Genomic DNA, 1,602 nt, shown 5'->3' with positions numbered 1-1,602 from the left:
ACCATAGCCGTTAACTTAAGGGATTAAATATATCATCAACAATCTGAAAAGCCGCTTTTTTGCCTTTTTTGGGTTCAATAAGCAAATGTTTTATAATGGGAAAGATGAATAATTCGCACCATTCTTTGAAACTCAAGGTGTCTTTCATAACTTTCCTTAAAGCGTAGCTGTATTGCCTGACCTGTTTAAAGAACTTCCACATAGAGCAAGCATACCCTGGGGAGTCTTTTTGAACAACTGCGTTAAGGCATCGGAATATTTTCCAATTCATCAAGATCCAGATAAATTTTGCGATCAACTGGCACTCTAATCTGTCCTTTTTGACAGCCTTGACCTTGTTTACACCAAGCAGCGACTTCCATATCTTGAACACTAATTCTATCTGCCATCTTAAGCGGTATAAATCTACGATTGCAGCCGCATCAAGCATTCTTTCCGGTGCATTAGTGATAAATATATTAAACCTGGAACGCGCCTTATACTCATCCGTAATCCTGCTTTTCTGTGTTTTTGCTTTTTGCTCTGCCTTTCTTATCCGCTCAGCCCAAACCTGTTCGGGTACAGGTATAGCAATCAGCCGGCAAGTAACGGTATTCTTCCCTAATCCTACATTAACCATGGTATCAAAATGGCTTTTTCTACCCATCATTTTAAGGTGTAATGCTTTCCAGTTAAGAGAATCACCTGTGCTACATTGAACTAACTTTACCTGTGTATGAGGCCTGTTTAAGAAAAACGCCCTTTCTTCAATTATCCTTGTAAGATATTCCAGCGTTACAAACCCGAGGTCCCGGATATGCAGATCACCCTCACGGATGCTATCCAATGTTTTTTTTGAATGGCTTTGATCGTTTTGGGTTGCTTTTGTTAATTCCAGATTCTCCCAGTTTCCATGCTTAAGATCGAAAGAATATTGAATGTTCATGATTGACGATACGCCAAAGTTTCCGAAACCGGGATAATCCGTCATCAATTGATTGGGCAGGTTGAATTTAGAAGAGTCCGCGATCAACACCCGTGAAAAAGGCTGCCAGCTCATTTTATTACCTGTATGCAGTTTAGAAGCTATCTGGGTGGATAAAACCGACTTCAGAAAGGTTAAAGCGTTCTCATTAAAACGCTTGTGTAATCCTACTTTACTTAGCTTTTTCTGGTGGTTTTGGGCCAGATCGTTACAACAATCCTGTAAACTAAGCTGACTATGATTAAAATCGCTGAAGATAAGCGTATCGATAAATTCCGCCGGCTTTAGCTTAGAATTCCGCTGTTGAAATCCACTTTTGCGGGCAAGTTCGGAAAGTTTGCCCGGCTCAATAACTGACTGGATATCGGCTTGTAATTCGGGGATGTAATTGGCTACGAATGTGTTTTGGCTGAAAATAAAAGGTGCTTTTCCCCTTAAGAAAAACAGATTTTGCGAAAAAAATCCTATATTTAAATAAGAAAAGGCGGTCTTGCCTCGAAAACAAACCGCCTTTTCAATAAAAAATAAAACTATACAAATATGGGAAAATCTAAGTGGTTTTGCCCAAAGGCGAAGCCCCGTCTGAATGACATTCTGAAAATAACTTTCCAAATTCCCTTAAGTTAACGGCTATGGTG

1 protein-coding gene is annotated in these 1,602 nt (G+C 39.6%); it reads right to left on the bottom strand.

Going from position 1 to position 1,602, the window contains the following annotated elements:
* Nucleotides 1–10: 10 nt before the first annotated feature.
* Nucleotides 11–1,576: an IS4 family transposase gene (locus IDJ77_RS27490; protein ID WP_191192210.1), complete on the bottom strand. Its 1,566-nt coding sequence runs from the start codon at nucleotides 1,574–1,576 to the stop codon at nucleotides 11–13.
* Nucleotides 1,577–1,602 lie beyond the last annotated feature (26 nt).

It is taken from the genome of Mucilaginibacter pankratovii (assembly GCF_014773265.1).
GTDB lineage: Bacteria > Bacteroidota > Bacteroidia > Sphingobacteriales > Sphingobacteriaceae > Mucilaginibacter > Mucilaginibacter pankratovii.
This window is presented reverse-complemented; position numbering and strand designations above follow the sequence as displayed.